Source organism: Muriicola soli, assembly GCF_004139715.1.
Classification (GTDB): domain Bacteria; phylum Bacteroidota; class Bacteroidia; order Flavobacteriales; family Flavobacteriaceae; genus Muriicola; species Muriicola soli.
On sequence record NZ_CP035544.1, the window covers coordinates 940,899 to 960,762 of the forward strand.

Here is a 19,864-nt window from a genome sequence, read left to right on the forward strand (position 1 = left end):
ACTAGAATGAATTTAAAAGAATTTATAAAGGAATGCCATCAGAAGGAGGTTTTTAAAAACCTCTCTATATATGTTGTTTCGAGTTGGGTATTGATCCAGGTTTTTTCTGAAGTCTGGGAGCCCTTTGGTTTGCCAAAGATCTCTATGACCTACCTCTTGCTGGTTCTTATTGCCGGCTTTCCCTTTTATATCTATCTCATCTGGCGGTATCGCCTAAAATCATCCGAGACCAAACTGAGTCAGCGTGAAGGGATGAAATTCGTTAAAAATAAATCAGGAGATGAAGGGGTAGAATCACAACTTAAGAAACGAAAGGTACATCTCCCGGGGATCCATTTTTACAGCCCCTTTCAAAAAATGTATTTTACCTTTCTCTTTGCCATCCTGCTTGTTTCGGTATTTGCTGTAGCCCTGATTGTACGAGCCAATTTTATCAATGAACCTGAACCTGGCGCCTTCGCCTTTGCAAAAGATGATAGCAATGACAAGATAGCAGTGCTCTCTTTTGAAAATAACACTACTGATGAAGAACTTGATGTGGTGGGGAAAATGGCGGTCGACTGGATTATTCACGGAATTACACAAAATGACATTGGACAGGTAATATCCCCAAAAGTGGTAGAACAGTATTCCACAGTACTGAAAGCATCGTTACTTCCTGAAGAAGACAACGGTATACTAACCGAATACCTGAAACCCGGAAAGATCATTTCCGGAAACTACTATCTCAACAAAGGTGAACTCCTGATTCAATGCGTTATCATGGATGGGAATATGAATGAAACCCTGGAAACTATTGAACCGGTTACCTGCGAATCAGACAGTCCACTTGTCTGCATCGAAATGCTCAAACAAAGGCTGCTTAGTGCGCTGTTAGAGGAAGATGAACGCTATACGGTATATGAAGAAAAACCCCCTAATTACGAAGCTTACAAGATGATGCTGGGAATGGATAAATACGAAAGCCATACACCGGAATATTTAAACCTTCTGAATGAAGCGATTGCCCTCGACAGTACATATTTTGAGCCAAAACTGCACAGGATGGCCTATTATTATAACCTGGAAGATTTTGCCATGGCCGATTCAATGGTTCGGGAACTCGCATCTGCTGATCTGAAAAGCAGCAGGCAACAAAATCTTGTTAAACTATGGACCGCCCTGATCAATGGTGATAATAAGAAGGCATTTACTTACCTAAAGAAAGAGTACAATACCGAGCCCGATGATCTCAATAACAACAGTAGTACCATGGTTTTGGCACTTCAGTTTGTGAACAGGCCGGAGGCAGTTGATTCCGTCTACAACAATCAGCCGATCATGGCCTATATAGACAGCTTAAGCTGCCAAACCTGTGAGTACCGTCATTTTAGTAAAGGGATGGCCGATATCGCTTTGGGCGAACCCAAAAAGGCCATTTCGATGTTTTCAGACTATGGGAAGGTGAAAGGGTTTTATTGGATAAAGGATGTATTGCTTTACGCGAATATTCGTGTAGCCGATTCCCTGGAGGTCGATAACATTCTCAATACTATAAAGCTTACAGGCGATTTTCCAACCTGGCAGGATAAATGCCTGCTGGTGGCTGAGCAATATCTGCTTCTCGGAAACCCCTCTAGGGCAGATTTCTATTTTAAACAATTATTGGAATCGCTTGAGGCGCCTTCGGCTGAGGCGACTCAAAGGGAAAAAGAATTAAAGGCATTCACCCACTTTTACATGGAAGATTTCGCAGCAGCAGCAGTCATCTTTGAAGATCTGCTCAAGGAGGATCCTGAAGATATTGACTACCATTCTTTTTTGGCGATGTCTTTGTTTAAAATAGGTCAGATTGAAAAGGCAGAAAAGCTATTAGAAGAAATCGAGAACTATAGGGCAGATTATCAATATGGTAAAATCGACTATGCGAAAGCCAGATTTTATGCTGTTAAAGGGGATACTGATCTTCTAATTCAAAACTTGATCCGGGCGGTAGCAGCAGGCAAACGTTATAATCCCGGGACATTTCATGACGATGTCCTGATGAAGCCTTATACAGAATTAGAGAGTTTCAAGAATGTTCTCAATTTCTGGCATTGAGCTAAAATTTACTAGGCAATATTGGGGAGCTTTCCAGGTATATAGAATCACCGATATTTATAAAAAAACCGGACACTTTTGTATCCGGTTTTGATTTCTTGAAAATGTATTCGCAATCTGCCTTTACGATTCTCTCTAAGTTAATTAAGAAGATAATTCTAGCAGATTTACTTGGTCTTTGGAACATGTCCTCCCTTAGAGGTGACTTTAGTCTTTGGAATGTGTCCTTCTTTGGAGGTTACTTTAGTTTTTGGAACATGTCCTTCTTTAGATGATACCTTTGGTTTTGTGGTCCCCATGATTAGAATTTTTAGAGTTAATTTATCACTATATTAGTCAAAAATTAGCTGGATTCCTAACGTATTCCGTTAAGAATTTTATATAAATCCCTTAGTGATTTTATTAGATGAATTTTAAATCCTTTGTAAAAGAATGTCATGATAAGGAAGTTTTTAAGAACCTTTCCATCTATATTGTCTCCAGTTGGGTGTTAATACAGGTCTTTTCCGTTATTTATGAGCCTTTTGGATTGCCTAAAATAAGCATGACCTACCTTCTGCTTGTTTTACTTGTTGGTTTTCCTTTTTACGTCTACCTGTTGTGGAGGTACCGCTTAAAACCTCTGGAATCAAAATTTAGCCGCAGGAAAGGCTTAAAAGTGACTTCTAAAACCGCTGGTTCAAAGGAGGAATTAAAAGGACTGAAGAAGAGAAAAGTCCATCTTCCCGGAGTTCATTTTTACAGTCCTTTTCAAAAACTGTATTTCACCTCCTTGTTTATAATATCCCTGATTTCCCTTTTTTCCGCTGCCCTGATAGTAAAAGCCAATTTTATCAATCAGGATAATATGAGTGCTTTTACTTTTCCTGAGGAACCGGACAATGACAGGATTGCAGTTCTGCCCTTCGAAAATAATACCACGGATCCCAATCTCGATGTTATCGGGAAGATGGCCGTAGACTGGATCATGCACGGAATTACCCAAAATAAAGTAGGACAGGTGATCTCTCCAAAGGTGGTAGAAGATTACACCAAAGTTCTCAAAGCGACGCTGGTGCCCAGTGGGGAAAACGGAGTCCTCAAGGAATATCTCAAACCCTCAAAAGTAGTTACAGGTACGTATTATCTAAAAGATGGCCGACTACTTCTACAATGCTCTGTTCTGGATGGAAATATGAACAGAACCCTCGTTTCTTTTGAGATCACGGAGTGCGATGCCGACAGTCCGCTCGATTGTATCGAGGCTGTAAAGCAGCGTGTTTTAGGTTATCTCGATTCTAAGGGGATGGCACAACTGGCTTTGGAAGAGACCCCGCCTAATTACAAGGCGTATAAATTATGGCTGGAAAGTGATGCCTTGCTGGAATTACAGTCCGATGAACAACTCTCTTACATCAACGAGGCGATCGCTGCAGACAGTAGTTTTTTTAAACCCAAAATAGATCGGGTAGCTTACTACTACAACCGAGATCAGTTTGCGGTGGCTGATTCCCTGCTACAGGTGCTTGCAGCTGAAACCGGGACCAAGAAGGAGCAACTCAATATGATCAAACACTACGAGGCATGCTTTAATGGGGACAATCGGATGGCTTACAGGACCTACCAGGAAGAGTACAATGTTGCCCCGGTAGAGATCGAACTCAATTTGAGCACCATGGTCCTCGCCCTTCAATTTGTAAACAGACCACAGGATGTGGACAGTATTTATAGAGCTATTCCTGAAGATGACTTTGATCTCGATAATTGCATTTCCTGTGAATATCGATATTTCGTAAAAGGGATGGCCAACCTTGAACTGGAACAGCTTGATGAGACGATCGAATTGTTAGAACCCTATGCCCGTACTGCCGGACAGGAATGGATAAAGGAAGTTTTGATGAAAGCCTATGTCATGGATGAAAATCACACAGCGGTATACGACTTGTTACAACACATCCGACTGTTAGGCAGAATAGACTACTGGCAGCTGATGATGTTAAAAACCGGACTGGAATATTTAAAGTCAGGTGACGATTCAAAGGCAAATCAATACTTTGATGAGGTTCTTGAATATCAGGAAAAGAGAGGTGCTTTATTAAGTCTGGCAGAAAGAGAAATTCAGGCCGAGCTCATATTTTATAAAAAGGATTACCCGGAAGCTCAGAATAAATTTGAAGCACTGTTGCCCGAGAGTGGAGACGCCATCGCTATCCAATCGTTTTTAGCTATGACCTATTACAAGAACGGCAACCAGATAATGGCTGAGGAATCCCTGGCCAAACTTGATAATCTGCGAGCCAAGTATCAGTTTGGAGAGGTCGATTATGCCCTGGCCAGATACTATGCTTTAACTGATAATGAGCATGAAACCCTGGATCATCTTACAAAGGCTGTGGCTGCAGGTAAACGATTTACCAGCACCACCTTTCAGAATGATGTGCTTTTTCAATCGATGAAATCAAAAGAGGACTTTCAGAAAATCCTGACCTTCTGGTATTAATAACTAATAATAGAAATCAGATTACCAATCCAACATAAAATCAACTCCTAAACTCAGGAAAAAAAACCAGCCCAATGTTCAACTCAGAAAATAATTATGCGCTCATCATAGGTGTGGGCGGGGATAAAATAGAATATACCGTAAATGATGCGCGGATGCTTCATGAAAGCCTGATCGATGACAAACTCATCGGCTATCCAAAAGAAAATGTTATCCTAAGGACAGAGGCCGAGGCCAGCAGGGAGGGTATCCTTGAGGCCTTTGATGAGCTCAAAGAAAAAACAAATGAAGATTCTACCATATTGTTGTACTACTCCGGGCACGGGGGCAAGTACAGTGATCAGCACAAATTCTTCCTTCAACCTGCAGATATGACTGCTGATAATATTGAAGAGACCATGATTACGGATAAAGAATTACGAGAGAAGATCAATGCGCTCCCTTCAAATAAACTCGTGCTGTTTCTCGATTGCTGCCATGCAGAGGGGATGGTACAAAGCGGGATTAAAGGTCTCTACGGGATGGCGCAAAAACTCAAGGATGAACAGGGGGTCTGGATCATGGCTTCCTGCCAGGATAATGAGAAATCATACGGCCATGGGGATCACAGTTTCTTTACACAAGCCTTGCTCGATGTGCTGGCAGGTCAGCACGTCCGACCTTTTACCGATCCTGAAGTCAGCATGATGGACGTAGTGGAGTATATCTTTAACGCGGTTCCAAAAATGGCTAGTAACTGTGAAGACGAGGAAGGAAATGCTGTCGTACAAACCCCGTATTTTAAAACTCAGATGACTGAAAATCTAATCCTTAGCCATTTCCCACAGAATGCACAAGAGCACGAAGCCATAATAGCTGAATTAGAGCCCAATCTGGAAGCTTTGGACGAGGACAGCTTTATTAAATTGATCAAATCTATGGAAGCGGTAGGGCGTGTTGAAGATGCCATTGAGGCGCTTAACAACAATAAAAGGACCAAATCTGATCCGGATCTCATGGAAACCCTGGGCGATCTTTACCGAAACTACTACATAAAACACAGATTGCAAAAGGAAGGACAGGAAGCCCTCGAAATCTATAAAAAGGCCTATGAACTGGCGGTGAAAACAGATGACGAGGAACAGGTTTTTACAAATGCGGTGAAAGTTGCCTTTATGATGGCCAAACTCGATTTGAGTAAAAGGGAAATGAGGGAATACGCAGCTACGGCCATAAGCGCTGCCGATCAATATCCCTATGAGAGTGTACCCAAATTTGTTACCATGGCTGAGGCGAGCATCTTTCTCGGCGATCTTGACGCTTCAAAAAAGCATTATGCCACAGTTGATGAGAAAGCGGGGATCAGATATAAAATGAAGTGCTATGAAAGGGCAGTGCTTATCTATGATACCCTTTACGACACGAAGAATGAAAAAGACCCCTACATTGAATATTTAAGTGATACCCTTTTGAGTTAAAGGGAATTTTAAATTCTATTGATTAATTTTAACAATTCGAGAAAAAATAGTAATTTTCTGAACCAACAAAACCAATAACATGTCTTCCGAGTCGGTTTTTATCATGTATTCTTCAAAAGATTCCCGGCAGGCACATGAATTTGCTGAAAAGCTTATTGATGCCGGAGCTTCGGTTTGGATCGATACTATCAACCTTCGTGATATCTCAGGGGAACTGGATGAAGAAGAAGTGATGGAAACTGCTCTTCTCGACGCTGCAGCGGTCCTGATACTCACATCTCAGAATGCCTTAAATGATCAGTTTGTTCGCAATGATAAAAGGTTTGCGCGAGAGAATGATAAAAAGATGATCCTGGTTACCCTTGAGGCTTGTGACCTCAGCAAGAAAATGCGCTGGCGTAACCACAAAACCATTAAATACCACGAAAATCAAGAAACCGCTATAGGGGAAATCCTGGATCTGTTCAATTTCACACGAAAATCGGCAGCTGCACCTGAAGTTGAGGATGTGGTTTCCGAAACTCCTGCAGCAAGGCCTGAGAAAGTAAAATCAGTAACTTCCAAAAGCAATGTGCAAATTCCTGATGAAGAGAGAGCTATGCTCAATGAGGTGAAAGACGACATTGAGTATTACAAGTTCAAAATGAAGGAGCAGATCTCCAAATCCAAAATGTATGCCTATATGGGGATCGGTGGGGCAGTGGTCATTGCCGTGGCCGCAATTTTCTTTATTCCGGAACTGGTTACAAAGGTCTCCGAGGTACAAGATAAAATTCAATGGGCCGGAGGTTTGTTTGGAGGTACCTTACCCACAACTTTTAGTTTTTCCTCTTTAAATAGTACCAAGGACAAGAAAAAGCGATTGGAAGGTGTCCAACTTTTCGAGAAAAAAATAGCGAGATACGAACACGGTGTACTTCCGGTTACTAAAGCCGATATCCTTGCCCTGGAAGACGACTTTGGCATCTACATCAATGCGTAATAATCCCAAATCAGCATGAGTAAATTAAAAGACAGAATAGAAGAAATAAATAAGACTGTTCAAAAAAGCCGGAGAATCAATAATTTACTCTGGATTGTAGTGATTATCTTCGTGGGTACATCTATTTATTTTGCGATAGATGCTGAATTGTCGAGACAAACGGCCATCGAAGAGAAGAATAAAGCCGATCTGCTCGTAATAAAAAACGACTCGCTTTATCAGGAAGCCCTGATCGCCAAGAACCAGCTGGTTATTAATGATTCATTAAAAGAAGTGGAGATCCAGCAATTGCTTGCTGCTTCCAATTTGGATCTATGGGATCAAACCAAAAAAACAAATTCCCTGATTGCTTATTCAGACTACCTGGAAAAGACTCCGGATAGTATTGCACAAGTAAATGCTGCCCTTAATTCCTACTTCAATAAGGAAGGCTATGTGCAATTAGTAGAGACCAATGGGAATTCTCTTATTGTAGATGTTTCCTTAAGCCTTGAGGGAGAATATGCTAAATTCAAGACCGACCGAAGTGTGCGAAATGGCGCTATAGGGGTAGACAATGCCGGTTCTTCCAATCCAAGGCGGATAGGCGTTGTGTTTAAGGGTCAGATCTTTAAGATTGAAAAGACGTTTCCGTCGAAATCCTCAAACTCTCAATCGGTTTGGGCCTTGATAAAATACAAACAGTAAACTTCGATCCCCTTCTTTTAGTTTTAAGTTGATTTCTTGATTTGTCCAGGCCGGGGCCAATAGAATTATTTATTCAGCTTAGATTCTATTTTTATATTTGCAGTTAATCAATCCCTATGAATCTGGATTCTCTTGTAGATCGTTTTCAACATAAAGACATCAAGGCTTATGAGCAATTGTACGCCATGTATGCCGATAATATTACAGGGGTGATCCACACCATAGTCCGGGATGAATTTCTCGCTCAGGAAATCAGTCAGGACGTCTTTCTTAAGATTTGGGATAAGGCTGATTCCTATAACAAATCGAAAGGACGATTTTTCACCTGGATTTTGAATATAGCCAGGAACGCAGCTATAGACGAACTGCGCTCAAAATCCTTTAAAAAGAATAAACAAAACCTTTACACTGATAATTTCGTAGGTATTTTAAATACTAGTGAGGAAGATGCATCTCCTCCCGATACTTCAATGCTTAAATCGCTGTTGAAGGACTTAAAGAAAAAATGTGTTTCTGTTATTGAAATGCTTTATTTCAGGGGCTATACGCAAAAGGAGGTGGCAGAAGAATTGTCAATTCCCCTGGGCACGGTTAAGACCAGGAACCGGGACTGCATCGGCAAGCTTAGAGAAAATATGACTGTATTGCATGGACGTTAAGGATTACATAGAATCGGGAATTCTGGAGCTCTACGTAGCAGGCCAGCTCTCCGGGAAGGAAAACCTGGAGGTTGACGCCATGGCTGAGAAGCATCCCGAAGTAAGGCATGAGATCGAGGCCATCGAAGCTGCTTTACTCGGTTTAAGCGGTGCAGTTTCGGGGGTCAAGGCTGTAGAATTTAATCGGATCAAGGAAAAGCTTGAAGGCGGCGAAAGCGATGTTATACAGATAGGTAATACCAAAACCAGTTGGTATACGTACACAGGTTGGGCTGCATCGGTACTCCTGGCAGTGGGCCTCTTATGGCTTTACAACAGTAATCAGGAATTGAGAAATCAGGTAGATGCAGCATCTGAGGAAAAGTTTCAGCTTGAAGTACAGATCGCAAATGCCAATAATTCACTTGAGCAAACTACTGAGCTTCTCAACACCATTCGTGAGAAAGGAATTTCTGTTGTTGATCTCGCAGGGCAACAGGTTTCACCAACTTCCTATGCAAAAGTGTATTGGAATAAGGAAGAAGAGAAGGTTTATGTAGATGCCATGGGCTTACCGGAGCCACCTCCAGGAATGGTTTACCAGGTCTGGTCATTAAAACTCGATCCGTTAACGCCTACCAGTGTTGGACTACTCGATGAATTTACTTCGGATAAAAATCGGATTTTTGCCCTTAGCAACGCGAATGAATCGGAAGCCTTTGGTATTACGCTCGAACCTGCCGGGGTAGTGACTCTCCCAATCTGGAACAATTGTATACACTTGGCGTAGTTTCGTCATAAATTCAGTTTGTAAAAAAAAAGGGACTGCATTTGTCAATCCCTTTCTTTGCTGTTGTAAACCTTTTAAATCAGTTTTAGAACTGTAGGTGTCATTACACTGAGAATCATTTCCTTATGGGTCATATGTACCTCACAGATTTGATATACCTCTTTAGTAGAATCAATTTGCAATAAGCCTTTGTAGTTTTTTCTTGTTCGCATGATTTGGGATTTTAATTTGATTTAAATCAAATATATAATGATCTGTAGAAGATATCCATCCTCCTGAGCCCCAAAGACCTACTCTGAAGACCGACGGCCGAGAAGTGTCGATAAACAAAAAACCCCTTCCGGAGAAGGGGCCATAGTTTGGTTTACCTTATGCTCGATTGTAATGAAAGGCGATTTGTCCAAGTTGCCCGATAATCTTGACAGAGTCTTTCATGGAAAGTTTAGACCCATCAGCATGTATCCATCGTTTTAAAGGTTGCTCACAAATGAGCTTCCTGGCCTGGTCTTTCCCGTAGAATTTCTTCATTCGCATAAAGATCTCCACGTCAAACAACCAGCGGGTAATAAACTTTTTCTCAAAGATAGGGGCTACCATATCGCTTTTCATGATCTTGGCTCCACACTGAGTATCCTTAAAAGGCATCCCAAGTATGGTCTGAATGATCATATTGATGGTCTTGCTGATGATCTTGCGCGCAGATTCCTTGGTGATATCAGCACCCATTCTGCTGATCCGGGATCCACTTACGATCTTAAATTCAGAATTTTCAAGGGTCTTCACCAATTCATCGAAATCTCTGAAATCGGTAGAAAGGTCCGCATCAAGATATCCTAAATAGTCGTATTGCGGGTCCTTTGACAAATGCAGTATCCCCTGCCGAACAGCTTCGGCCTTACCACCATTTTTCTCACAATTATAAACGCTGATGGTATCTTCATTTCCCTTTCGGAGTTCATTTAAGACCTCAAGAGTGTTATCAGTACTCCCGTCATTTACAAAACAAAGGTGGTATCCCAGATTTTCAGTAGCGAATTTCTGGAATACAGCACTCGAAAGTCGTTCTTCCTCGTTGTAACACGGAATCACGATTCCCACACAATACTTTTGCAGAACCTGGTTGTTTTGAGCAGATCTTTCCCCGGCTGGGAGGGTACACATTCCGAGAATACGATCGATCCGTGCTGCCATCTCATTGAGGCTCACCGGCTTCTTCATATAATCATTTATGCCCAGGTCAAATCCGTCAACGATGATCTTTTCATCTGTATTTCCTGATAAAACAAGAACAGGGGTGTCATCAGACTTAGAGATCCTGATATACTTTACTACATCAAGTCCGCTCATACCCGGCATGTTGATATCTACAATGACCAGGTCTGGATTAAACTCATCATATAGGGCAATCCCTTTTTCTCCGGTATCGGCGATCCTGACTTCGAATCCCAATTCGGCAAGTTTTTTTTCTACAGACAGCAAGATGAGTTGCTGGTCGTCAATGGCTAAAATTTTCATAGGTTAAGTATTAAATTCTTATTTGGTTAAGCGAATTCAGAGTTTATTTTATCTGATTTCTGAATCAAATGTAGCCCGACCTGCTCTCCAAAATGAGGCTGAAGAGATGAATGACGATTTTCTGTAGGTGAATGGAGGCCTTGTATCTGTGATCGATAATGGCCTAATACCACAATATATCTACCTTTATAATGTTATATTTTCCTACAGGAATTAGAAATGAAGCAAACAAATTTGTTATTGTTGCTTGCCCTTGTAATTGGGCTCGCGTTTCATGGTTCGGCCTTGTTCTTTACACTGGAGTCAACTTATGACGCGCTTATTCATTTATTTTTCGCAGATCATTACGCCTCTCAATGGTGGGAACCCTGGGAATATCGCTGGTATACGGGGTTTACGGTAATGGGCTACCCCCCGCTGGCGCATCAGATGATGGCGCTTTTTTCGTTTCTAGGCGGACTTAAGTTTGGCCTTTACTCAGTAGCCCTGGCCGGGATCGTTCTTTTTATCACCGGAGCGTATCGCTTTGGCCTGCTGTTAACCGGAAATAGGCATATAGCTGGTTATACAGCTTTATTAGCTGTTGGCTCTTCTACATTTATAGAAACCCTCCATGTATTCGGGCAGTTGCCAAGCATTATTGGACTTTCGGTCTTATTGCATGCCTTACCGGAGATTTATGAATGGATAAGGACAGGCCGGGGTGTGAAACTGCTGATGGCCTTATCCCTTATCGCGGTCACCGTAACCTCGCACCACGTCACCCCCATCTTTGGGATGGTATTTTTTATTTTTCCCCTGATTGGGATGGCTATTATGGATGAAGCGCGGGAAGGCGTGGAAAACGCCAGACAAATCACATTTAAGGTATTTCTGACCTCCTTTAGAAAGCTCTTTTGGAGAATCGTGAGCTTTGGAATGGGATCTTTAGTCCTCATTATCGTGTGCATCCTGCCGTATTGGATCAATTCGAAGCAAAATCCTATCACCCAGGTTCCCATTCCCCATGGTTCCAGGGATAACTTTCTGGAAGTGACCTCTTCCGGACTCGTATTTTTTCTCATTCCTTGGGGAATATTATTATTTCTTTTACCCTACATCTATTACAGGTTTTACAGCAAACGATATCTCTTCTTCGGTGTTTCGTTCAGTATCCTTACTCTGTTGGGAACAGGGGGACTACGCCTCTACCCAGAATGTTGCTTGGGGATACTGCCTTTAATATCCTGACCCTGGATCGATTTACCCTATGGGCTACTATAATGGCACTGCCGGTTTTTGCGGAGTTTTTATACCGCCTGGTTGAAGGTGACCTAAAGGAGAGCCTTAAAAAACGATATGGATCAATCTATCACCGCCTCTTAGGTGGGTTATTGGTGGGAGGAATACTGTTTATGGTCATTTTCACCATGAGTCTCGGCTATTTCAGACCGTCACAGCCCCAGAAGATCAAAATGCTTCCCATAGTCAATTTCCTGAACCAGGATATGCATGATCATTGGCGATATCTCACTCTGGGATTTGGGGATCAGATGGCCTGGTTAGCCGCACAAACCAACGCCATGACGGTAGATGGGAATTACCATTCGGCAAGACGACTTCCAGAGCTGACTACCAAGGCCATTGAAAGACTGGAAAATTCAAAATTCAGGGGAGTAGAAGGGATAGGTTCCCTGCAGCAATTTCTCACCGTCCCGGAGAAATACAATCTGAAGTACATTTTTTCCAACGATAAATTCTATGACCCAATTCTCTATTTCTGTGGATGGCAGCGATTGCAACAACTAGAAAACGGTATAATGGTCTGGGAGCGACTGAATGTTCCGCCATTGCCGGCGATCATACCCAAGGAAGATGTGCCTTCCTATCTCAAAATCATGTGGGGAACCATCCCTGTCCTGACGGTTTTACTCGCATTCTTCCTGAATATCCGCCTGCTCTGGTTCAGGGCTACTAAGCATAGACCACTCCCGGAGCCCGCTTATATGTACTCCTGGAATAAGCCAAATCAATTTCGCCCCGGCCTGATTAATCTAAATCAGCTATGGGCTTTACTCGTTTTATTGATCCTGGCCTATGGTGGATATAAGTTCTACCTGGAGAACAAAGCACAGAGATCCCCCGAAAATGTGGTCAGGGCGTATTACGATGCCCTCGATTTTAAGGAATTTGATAAGGCACATTCCTACCTGGCACCCTCTTCAGGAGTTTCTCTGGATCAGTATATGCTGGAAGTCTCTGTTACGGACGGCCTCTTGAGTTCCTATGCTAAACTGGACTCGATAGGCGTGGAGCTGGTTTCTTCCTCAGACCGTATGGCCAGGGCAGCAGTACACACCGTCTGGATCACACCTTTGGAAACTATCAGGAAATCGGAATCACGCGGGCTGGTCAAAGAAGGAAGTAGTTGGTACCTCATCCCAAATCCTCCGCAAAGGGATATTCCCCCGGATCAGTTTCTGACCTCAAACACAACAAGTTTTTATAACCATGGAAGGCGGAAAATTACAACTCAGCAAACCTACAACGAGGATGTGCTTGAGCAGCCTGTTCTGGAGGTACTTTCGGCTAGTCTGATAAAGAACGGGGATCAATATGCCATCATCGGGGAAATACAGAATCTGGACCGAGTCCCGGCCGATGTCACCCTGCAGGCCACCTTATACAACGAGGAGGACACGGCGCTTACGGCATACAACGCCAAGTATCACATCAAACACAAGCTGATGCCAAAGGAGGTCACCTCTTTCAGGATCAATTTCGAAAAGATCGCCTGGAGGGAGCAAGAGGAGGAGATGCCGTCAACCTTTGATCCTGCTCAATTCAGCCCTGTCAATCTAAAAGAGCTGCCCCTAAAATTTAACCTGCAGTGTGCTGCTAATGTAGCTATCACGGATCTATATAAGGAAGTAGCCCTGCAACAGCTGGATGTTTATGACCAAGAACTTCATGGAACACTTTTTAATGCCGGAGTGCAGGAAGTAACGGTACCTCAGGTACTGGTTTCCTATTATGATAAGGATCAAAACCTTTTATGGGTAGACCATAGCTTTATTGAGGAAGGGATTCGCGTTCAAAGGAAGCAGGAATTCAGTCATCCACTACCGGATTTGTCCAAAACCGAGGTCATTTCCAGGAATATGGCCAATTGTTTTGTAAACGGACTCCCCAATGCTGAAATATCCCATAAAATATTCCAGGAGGGGCGGCGGGATTACAAAAAGGAATTCCTGCAAGCCTTGCCCCGTAATTCATTCGAATTTATAAAAATAGAGCTTGACCATTTCATAGGTAATCCGAAATAGATGAGGTATGTGATCTACATATTAATTGGCGCTATGGTGATGAGTTGTTCTGAGAAGGGCAACCCAGACAAGGATATTTCTATTACTCCCCTTGAAATTCCTGAAACTGCTGTTGCTGGCCAGGATGTTGTTTTTAGATTCGAAATGGATGGGGAGAAAAAGCCCAAATTACTGATGAGCAATTCATTAGGACAAAGCTTGGTTGATGGCAACAGGGAAGGCGGTAAGTTGACTTTTCTTCTTCCTGCATCCTATTCAAATAAGACCGGGCCTTGCCGATGGATTGTATTAGTTGATGATTCAATCCATTTGTCAGGTGAAATAAAAATAACCCAGGCTCAACCCAATGCCATGATTGAGACCTATCTGGGTCCGGGGAACATCTATGTAGGAGGAACCGATCACAGCATGCTGGTTTCCGTCCCTACCGATGTTTATGACAATCCGTTAGCGGATGGTACAGAAATAATGATAAATAAGCAGATCACAGATCTCAGGGAAAAATATCCTGTTAAAACGAATAGGCTAATTGGCTGGCAACGCTTCTTTTCCGGGGAAAAGGCCTCCCGAATCTTTTTAGCTGTTACCTCAGATGCAAGTACCTCCAAAGAATTGACGGTAGATTCCCATGCTGCTGTTCCAGCTGATTTTGAGATCTTCTTTGACCGAAACCACAATTATGCGGACGGCAATCAGGTGGTCAACTTCAGCACGTCCGTGCTCCGCGACCGTTTTGGCAATATTGTAAGCGATGGGACATTGGTTACCTTCCTGATCACAAATTTAGCAGGGAACATCCTGAAAACCCATGGGAGTACAATCAACGGAATTGCCAAAGCCAGGTTGCTTCACCCGGAGAGGGCTGAGGAATGGAAGGTACAGGGTAAAGTAGCCGGCGCGGCAGAAAGTAATGTCATCACATTAAATTTTCTTTCCGTCATCCATTCTTTCCAATTGGATTGGGATGGTGAAATCAAAACCATCAGTATAGGGCCGGTTAACGGTTTCCTGGAACAGATCCAACCCGACGGGATGAAGATGCTTATAAATCTGTTTGATGACCAGGGTAAGCATGTGAGTGAATTTAGCGAGGTTCTCTCGGAAGGTTATGGCGAAATAAGTCTCAACTCTGCAGAATTCGACCCAGGATCCTATCAAGTGGAGGTAGACCTGGGGGGAACGGTTCGTGAACTTAAAATTGAAATCAAGGATGAATAGCCGTAATAAGAATCTATACAGGGCCTTGTTGCTCCTAGCTTTTGTGGGGATCAATGCTGCGATTCTATTCGGGATTGGCGCAATTTGGGTCTATATGAATTCGGGTGCAGATAAAGCCTCTATCCTCCATCTCACCGCCGGGGCAGAGGATAATTATCAGCCAAGGATGGAATGGGAAGAATTGGAAAATGAGGGCAGGCCCATGGAACAACAAACCCTGCTCGATATTCAAAAAGATTATCTGCGGTCATGGTATGTGAGAAATGTGGCCTTTGCGAGCAATGACCCCTATGGTCTGGATGACTATTTTACAGATAGTATGCGCGTAAAATTAAAGCGGATTCTGGAATTTAACAGGACCAGTGGGACAACGGTAAAGCAAACTACCCTGGCGCATCATCCCAAGCTCGAATTTTACAGCTCGGATGGCAAACTGGTAGTCTTCACAGATCAGGATGTTGAATCGTTTAATGAGGTTTGGCAAGGCGAAGAAAAACTCCATACCGCCCGGCAGATAAATTCCTATCGAGTGCTGATGCTTCTGGAGGACGGCTTCTGGAGGATCAGGCATTTTGAGGAGATCGAAACACCGGAAGAAAATATCTCGAATCAAAGCGTTGTCAGCTCCGGAAATTTAAAGGATCTGAAAGGTGTAAACTATTACCCTGCACAAAACCCCTGGGATACTTTTGGCGTAGATTTTAATGAAGATACGATTGAAGCCGACTTTCAGAAGATCAATCAAATGGGACTGAATACGGTGCGTATTTTTATTCCGTATCAGGATTTTGGAGAAGCTGAAATCAATGAGGAAAAACTTGACAAACTAAAGAAGGTGTTCGATCTGGCGGCAGAAGCAGATCTCTTGATATTGGTGACCTTGTTCGACTTTTACGGAGATTATGATCTTATGGACTGGAACAGGACACACAGGCACGCAGAAACCATCATAAGTTCTTTTAAGGAGCATCCTGCTTTATTGGGTTGGGATATTAAAAATGAACCTGATCTCGATTTTGAGTCCCGAGGAAAAGCTGGGGTATTGGCCTGGCTGGAAGAGATGATCAGGCAAATAAAGAAGATCGATCCGGATCACCCGGTAACCATTGGCTGGTCTTCTGCCAATGCCGCGAATAACCTGGCTGAACAACTCGACATTATCTCCTATCACTTTTATGAATCACCCGAAATGTTTGCGCCGTCCCTTTCTGAATTGCGCAGCCATATTAATAATAAGCCCGTAATGATTAGTGAATTCGGGATTTCATCCTACAGCGGCATCTGGAATGCCTTTACAGGTTCCGAAGAAGATCAGGCTAATTATTATTCCAAAATGGTTTCTCATTTCGAAAAGGATAATATTTCATTTCTTTCCTGGACCCTTTACGATTTTGAAAATATCCCGGTGGAAGTAGTGGGACGATTCCCCTGGAGACGAGCACCTCAAAAGAGTTATGGAATCATCGGCAATGATGGAAGGATTAAACCTGCTTATGAGATTATGGAGATGACACAAAAAAAATAAAATGGGCGCCGTTACATGAACAACACCCATTTCCACTTAACCTAACCAAAAAAGTTTAGTCTGTTTTTACTACCATCTCGTTTTCTCCGATATGCACAGGAGAAAAGGTCGGTAGCTTTTTGTATTTGATCGCCTTAAAGTAATCTGTATACATTTGAGTGATGTCTGACATAGGCAGGGAGCATGCAGCTTTGTAATTGGTTTGTCCCAGGCTTATTCTGTACGAGTCATCCACTAATATCCTTTCTATGGCATTGGCCAATGAAGCGGTATTACCGGGCTCAAAAAATTCACCGGTATAACCTTCTTCTCTTACAAGAATCCCAAGGTCACCAAGATCAGGAAGAGCTACCGCTTTACCATAGCTTCCTGCCTGGTGCAATACACCAGAACTTCCGGTAGTAGACGTGTAAGGAAAAACAGCTACAGCGCTTTCACCAAAAATACGGGGAACATCCTCTTCGGCAACATAGTCAGTGAACTTCAGTTGTGAAACATGGGCGTATTTTTCGGCCATTTCATTTAAATAGCCGGGTGTATTAGGGCTATCCGTACCTGCGATTACGATCTCGATATCTTCTGAACTGCGCTTTCGGATCAATTCCACAGCTTCAATCAGGATCTCCACTCGTTTATAGGTTCCGAATTTTCCAAAAGCCATAACCTGTTTAGGTCCTGCAGGCAAACTGTAATCCGGTTCCGGAGGAGTTTCAAAGGATCCGTGAGGGATCAGGGCAATATTGCGAGCCTTGTACTTTTTCTCGAGAATAGTAACATATTTACTAATCGTTACAGCAACAACATCCGAGGCAAGAACAAATCGCGTTAGCATGCCTCCAATGAAATTGTAGACTTTCTGAAGTATCTTGTTCTGAGTGATCCCGGCATTTTTCAGGTCAACCTGTTCCAGAATGTTATGGATCAGGGAAATGGTTGGTATACCCTGTATCTTACAAAAGAAAGGAGCTAATAAGCCTAAGGCTGCAGGGACTTTCTTATCTCCGAACTTCAGGAACTGGAGATTGAATAGAACAGCGTCTGGCCTGGATTGTCTTACAGCTTTTAAAATTCCGAACAGATTTAAATAATTGTTGAAATCCCAGGCCTCCTTCACGGTGATCTTACAACCTTTGCCTTCAAAAGAGAGATCTTTCTCTTCCGTAGTTCGGTCAGTGATCAAAACGATTTCGGTTACTTCGTCCTGAAGACGAAAGTGTTTTACCAGGTGGTAGCCGTATTCCGTCAGTGTTACTTTACTGGGAGGATAGGCAGTTACAATAGCAAGTTTCATAGGTTAAGATTTATATTGTTATTTACAGGGCAAATATCCTTCAAAACTCCCGTAATTATTGGCCTTAAGGGGTAAGGACACGCTAACTGTAGACGAATGGAAAATCCCTGTCGGTAAAAGGAAAATGGCAATACTAAAGAGTATTAGAGGAGATTTTGCTTTAAACAAAAAAGGACCAGTGGCAATTAGCACAACTGGTCCTCTTCTCTGATAATGGATTTATTACAGGCCTCTTTTCTTCAGAAAAAAGAATAGCAATTGCGAACCCAAAAGCAAGAGCATGATCCCGATCTGAACCTGGACAACTTGTTCCAGGGTGGTGTGAAACACACTAATTGCAGCGATCTGTGAAAGTCCTAGTATTCCTGAAATAACCACTGGGATATATCTATCCAGGGATAAGAAATAGTAGGTAAAGATGTTCCCTATGGCAAAAAGCGATGTTGCCAGGGCATACTGCCACAGGAGCTCAGCCATAGATAAATAAGCATCTCCGAACATAAGTTGAATAATGAGTTCAGGGAACAGATAGCAGGCCGTAATAATCGATAAGGAAAGCAGGATGACATATCCTACATACTTAAACAAGATAGGCGTAGTGGCCTCCCCATTCTTTTCTTTCTGAACCACAACAGGTAACAGTAGCATTACGAACATCCATGCCACAAAATATACCACTCTCCCGATAAGGGCCAGCGAAGCGTATAATCCGGCTTCATTAGCTTCAAAATAATGCTTCACCATCAACACATCGCTATTGTTGATAATGATCTGAGTAATTTCATAGCCCAGGGTTAGGATCACAAATCGGTTGACACGCCTGGTGTATTTCTTGTCGAGTAGGGACGGTCTGGCAATAGAAATCCCCTTAAAATTTGAAGGGATCAATCCAAAGAGGAAGGAAAATGCGATCCCCATAGCCACGGAGATAGCCGGATCCCAGGGGCAAAACAATACAAATGCCAGGGTAATGAGCAAACGGCTCCACATCTCTGTCTGGTAGGTGATGGATAGCAGATTGAAGTTCTGATGACCCTGGTAGGTTCCGCGATTAACACTCATCACAAAATACAGGGGAATACCAAATCCAAGGGCAACAAACATATAAGGGGATTCTGTGCGAAACAACAACTGCAGGTCTTTTGCAAAATAAATAAAAACGCCGGCCACAACTATCCCTACGGTGATGGCCTGTTTATAGGTTCTAATTCGGAAACTCTCCCAGTCACTACCTGAAAAAATGACTGCAAATTTGGTTGTGGCCAGCTGGAATGTCATTCCAAGAAATGACAAAACAAGTAGCAGTGTTACCAGTAGAGCAGCATCTGCGTAAGCCTCAGGTCCCAACAGTCGTCCCAATAAAAGATTGTAGAGGTAGTTGCCCCCATTTACAAGGAGAACACTACCCATAAAGAGTTGTTCGGGACTGACTTTCTTTAGTAAAAGTTTAAATGCGGTCATTGCTGAGGATATAAGTTGTTTTGGTTTGTTGCATTACCTGCTTCACAGAAACATTCTCTTGTCCGATGATGGTGAGTACTTTATTTAATGCCGCTGTGGTACAGTATTCCTGTTCAAGGATTTTAGTACAAGTAGGTTCAATACTCTTGATATTATCCAACGAGAGAAGCAGAAAATCCTTTCTTCTTCTGGAGAGATCCAGATGGCTGCTGAGGCTGTTCATGTTCTGGGCATTTAAATGTCCCCAGACCTCAATCATCTCATTATTCTCTTTGATCAATAAAGCCATAACTAAATATTTTACTTAATAAATTTTTGAACTTCTGAGGTCAAAGATCCATCGAACTGACGTTTTATTTCGGGCGGTTTAGATGGATGGCAGTTTGCTGTAGACGAATGGACAAAGTAGCCCTTCCGGTGCGGCAGCTACCGCCGTA

17 protein-coding genes are annotated in these 19,864 nt (G+C 42.7%); 11 read left to right on the top strand and 6 right to left on the bottom strand.

What is annotated here, in order from left to right; genetic code table 11:
* Positions 1 to 6: 6 nt before the first annotated feature.
* Positions 7 to 2,079 carry a tetratricopeptide repeat protein gene (locus tag EQY75_RS04220; protein WP_129603155.1) on the top strand — a complete coding sequence of 691 codons (2,073 nt, stop codon included), beginning with the start codon at positions 7 to 9 and terminating at the stop codon, positions 2,077 to 2,079.
* A gap of 167 nt (positions 2,080 to 2,246) precedes the next feature.
* Here EQY75_RS04220 and EQY75_RS14300 read toward each other — a convergent pair whose 3' ends face one another.
* The gene (locus EQY75_RS14300) at positions 2,247 to 2,378 is read right to left on the bottom strand and encodes a hypothetical protein (protein WP_281278418.1); all 132 of its coding nucleotides are present in this window, start codon (positions 2,376 to 2,378) and stop codon (positions 2,247 to 2,249) included.
* A 107-nt stretch (positions 2,379 to 2,485) separates the two neighbouring features.
* On the opposite strand from EQY75_RS14300, the gene EQY75_RS04225 reads away from it, so the two are divergent.
* The 6 genes from EQY75_RS04225 (at position 2,486) to EQY75_RS04250 (ending at position 9,112) form a co-directional block, all read left to right on the top strand.
* Positions 2,486 to 4,558 (top strand): tetratricopeptide repeat protein, encoded by a 2,073-nt coding sequence (locus EQY75_RS04225; RefSeq protein WP_129603157.1) that lies wholly within the window; start codon positions 2,486 to 2,488, stop codon positions 4,556 to 4,558.
* A 74-nt stretch (positions 4,559 to 4,632) separates the two neighbouring features.
* Entirely contained in the window at positions 4,633 to 6,015 is a 1,383-nt protein-coding gene (locus EQY75_RS04230) for a caspase family protein (protein WP_129603159.1), read from the top strand.
* Positions 6,016 to 6,094: 79 nt separating this feature from the next.
* Complete coding sequence (locus EQY75_RS04235) at positions 6,095 to 6,997, top strand: toll/interleukin-1 receptor domain-containing protein (protein ID WP_129603161.1); 903 nt, start codon at positions 6,095 to 6,097, stop codon at positions 6,995 to 6,997.
* A 15-nt stretch (positions 6,998 to 7,012) separates the two neighbouring features.
* Positions 7,013 to 7,684 (top strand): hypothetical protein, encoded by a 672-nt coding sequence (locus tag EQY75_RS04240; RefSeq protein WP_129603163.1) that lies wholly within the window; start codon positions 7,013 to 7,015, stop codon positions 7,682 to 7,684.
* 116 nt (positions 7,685 to 7,800) lie between these two features.
* The gene (locus EQY75_RS04245; protein ID WP_129603165.1) at positions 7,801 to 8,343 is read left to right on the top strand and encodes an RNA polymerase sigma factor; all 543 of its coding nucleotides are present in this window, start codon (positions 7,801 to 7,803) and stop codon (positions 8,341 to 8,343) included.
* Positions 8,333 to 9,112: an anti-sigma factor gene (locus tag EQY75_RS04250; protein ID WP_342774048.1), complete on the top strand. Its 780-nt coding sequence runs from the start codon at positions 8,333 to 8,335 to the stop codon at positions 9,110 to 9,112. The genes EQY75_RS04245 and EQY75_RS04250 overlap by 11 nt, the downstream gene beginning before the upstream one ends.
* 74 nt (positions 9,113 to 9,186) lie before the next feature.
* Here EQY75_RS04250 and EQY75_RS13965 read toward each other — a convergent pair whose 3' ends face one another.
* Positions 9,187 to 9,324 (bottom strand): hypothetical protein, encoded by a 138-nt coding sequence (locus EQY75_RS13965; RefSeq protein ID WP_165200515.1) that lies wholly within the window; start codon positions 9,322 to 9,324, stop codon positions 9,187 to 9,189.
* A 157-nt stretch (positions 9,325 to 9,481) separates the two neighbouring features.
* Positions 9,482 to 10,627: a response regulator gene (locus tag EQY75_RS04255; RefSeq protein WP_129603166.1), complete on the bottom strand. Its 1,146-nt coding sequence runs from the start codon at positions 10,625 to 10,627 to the stop codon at positions 9,482 to 9,484.
* Positions 10,628 to 10,846: 219 nt separating this feature from the next.
* Here EQY75_RS04255 and EQY75_RS14425 point away from each other — a divergent pair, with 219 nt between their 5' ends.
* The 4 genes from EQY75_RS14425 to EQY75_RS04270 are packed head-to-tail and all read left to right on the top strand — an operon-like array spanning position 10,847 to position 16,675.
* Positions 10,847 to 11,857 carry a hypothetical protein gene (locus tag EQY75_RS14425; protein ID WP_342774049.1) on the top strand — a complete coding sequence of 337 codons (1,011 nt, stop codon included), beginning with the start codon at positions 10,847 to 10,849 and terminating at the stop codon, positions 11,855 to 11,857.
* A complete protein-coding gene (locus EQY75_RS04260; RefSeq protein ID WP_342774050.1) occupies positions 11,824 to 13,932 on the top strand; it encodes a hypothetical protein in 2,109 nt (702 codons plus the stop codon). Before EQY75_RS14425 ends, EQY75_RS04260 begins: the two co-directional genes overlap by 34 nt.
* Positions 13,933 to 15,150 (top strand): hypothetical protein, encoded by a 1,218-nt coding sequence (locus EQY75_RS04265; RefSeq protein ID WP_129603168.1) that lies wholly within the window; start codon positions 13,933 to 13,935, stop codon positions 15,148 to 15,150.
* The gene (locus EQY75_RS04270) at positions 15,143 to 16,675 is read left to right on the top strand and encodes a cellulase family glycosylhydrolase (protein WP_129603170.1); all 1,533 of its coding nucleotides are present in this window, start codon (positions 15,143 to 15,145) and stop codon (positions 16,673 to 16,675) included. Before EQY75_RS04265 ends, EQY75_RS04270 begins: the two co-directional genes overlap by 8 nt.
* A 55-nt stretch (positions 16,676 to 16,730) precedes the next feature.
* Here EQY75_RS04270 and EQY75_RS04275 read toward each other — a convergent pair whose 3' ends face one another.
* From EQY75_RS04275 to EQY75_RS04285, 3 genes are all read right to left on the bottom strand, one after another.
* Entirely contained in the window at positions 16,731 to 17,966 is a 1,236-nt protein-coding gene (locus EQY75_RS04275; protein ID WP_129603172.1) for a glycosyltransferase, read from the bottom strand.
* 222 nt (positions 17,967 to 18,188) lie between these two features.
* Positions 18,189 to 19,427 carry an MATE family efflux transporter gene (locus tag EQY75_RS04280; RefSeq protein WP_129603174.1) on the bottom strand — a complete coding sequence of 413 codons (1,239 nt, stop codon included), beginning with the start codon at positions 19,425 to 19,427 and terminating at the stop codon, positions 18,189 to 18,191.
* On the bottom strand, positions 19,414 to 19,716 hold the full coding sequence (locus tag EQY75_RS04285; protein ID WP_129603176.1) for a hypothetical protein: 303 nt from the start codon (positions 19,714 to 19,716) through the stop codon (positions 19,414 to 19,416). Before EQY75_RS04285 ends, EQY75_RS04280 begins: the two co-directional genes overlap by 14 nt.
* Positions 19,717 to 19,864: the final 148 nt, after the last annotated feature.

Bases quoted from the DNA above. Each gene is read 5' to 3' on its own strand.
- EQY75_RS04230 (WP_129603159.1), top strand. From the start codon at position 4,633: ATGTTCAACTCAGAAAATAATTATGCGCTCATCATAGGTGTGGGCGGG.
- EQY75_RS04240 (WP_129603163.1), top strand. From the start codon at position 7,013: ATGAGTAAATTAAAAGACAGAATAGAAGAAATAAATAAGACTGTTCAA.
- EQY75_RS04270 (WP_129603170.1), top strand. From the start codon at position 15,143: ATGAATAGCCGTAATAAGAATCTATACAGGGCCTTGTTGCTCCTAGCT.
- EQY75_RS04225 (WP_129603157.1), top strand. From the start codon at position 2,486: ATGAATTTTAAATCCTTTGTAAAAGAATGTCATGATAAGGAAGTTTTT.
- EQY75_RS04245 (WP_129603165.1), top strand. From the start codon at position 7,801: ATGAATCTGGATTCTCTTGTAGATCGTTTTCAACATAAAGACATCAAG.
- EQY75_RS04255 (WP_129603166.1), bottom strand. From the start codon at position 10,627: ATGAAAATTTTAGCCATTGACGACCAGCAACTCATCTTGCTGTCTGTA.
- EQY75_RS04265 (WP_129603168.1), top strand. From the start codon at position 13,933: ATGAGGTATGTGATCTACATATTAATTGGCGCTATGGTGATGAGTTGT.
- EQY75_RS04260 (WP_342774050.1), top strand. From the start codon at position 11,824: ATGTTGCTTGGGGATACTGCCTTTAATATCCTGACCCTGGATCGATTT.
- EQY75_RS04275 (WP_129603172.1), bottom strand. From the start codon at position 17,966: ATGAAACTTGCTATTGTAACTGCCTATCCTCCCAGTAAAGTAACACTG.
- EQY75_RS04235 (WP_129603161.1), top strand. From the start codon at position 6,095: ATGTCTTCCGAGTCGGTTTTTATCATGTATTCTTCAAAAGATTCCCGG.
- EQY75_RS04220 (WP_129603155.1), top strand. From the start codon at position 7: ATGAATTTAAAAGAATTTATAAAGGAATGCCATCAGAAGGAGGTTTTT.
- EQY75_RS14425 (WP_342774049.1), top strand. From the start codon at position 10,847: ATGAAGCAAACAAATTTGTTATTGTTGCTTGCCCTTGTAATTGGGCTC.
- EQY75_RS13965 (WP_165200515.1), bottom strand. From the start codon at position 9,324: ATGCGAACAAGAAAAAACTACAAAGGCTTATTGCAAATTGATTCTACT.
- EQY75_RS04280 (WP_129603174.1), bottom strand. From the start codon at position 19,427: ATGACCGCATTTAAACTTTTACTAAAGAAAGTCAGTCCCGAACAACTC.
- EQY75_RS04285 (WP_129603176.1), bottom strand. From the start codon at position 19,716: ATGGCTTTATTGATCAAAGAGAATAATGAGATGATTGAGGTCTGGGGA.
- EQY75_RS04250 (WP_342774048.1), top strand. From the start codon at position 8,333: ATGGACGTTAAGGATTACATAGAATCGGGAATTCTGGAGCTCTACGTA.
- EQY75_RS14300 (WP_281278418.1), bottom strand. From the start codon at position 2,378: ATGGGGACCACAAAACCAAAGGTATCATCTAAAGAAGGACATGTTCCA.